This is a genomic window from Bartonella sp. AP58NXGY (genome assembly GCF_042195785.1).
Classification (GTDB): Bacteria; Pseudomonadota; Alphaproteobacteria; order Rhizobiales; family Rhizobiaceae; genus Bartonella.
Genome location: NZ_JBHIOY010000389.1, coordinates 331 through 582 on the forward strand (window position 1 = coordinate 331; position 252 = coordinate 582).

General features: G+C 54.0%; 1 protein-coding gene. It reads right to left on the reverse strand.

Features of this window, described 5'->3' with window-relative positions:
• The coding region (locus ACFINC_RS11610; protein WP_375617298.1) for an AAA family ATPase at positions 1–252 on the reverse strand (252 nt) is incomplete at both ends.

The following is a 252-nucleotide window of genomic DNA, read 5'->3' on the forward strand; positions in this document are numbered from 1 at the left end:
TGGCATTGGGATCTTGAAAAAGAAAAGCTGCCAGAGCTTTGGTGAGTTCTGTTTTTCCCACACCGGTAGGTCCCAAAAACATGAAAGAACCCAGAGGACGATTGGGATCTTGCAACCCTGCCCGCGCCCGCCGTACAGCCCGCGCAACCGCTTGAACCGCTTCACCCTGTCCCACAACACGGGTAGCAATTTCATCTTCCATGCGCAAGAGCGCTTCGCGTTCTGCTTCCAGCATCCGATCAACAGGAATAC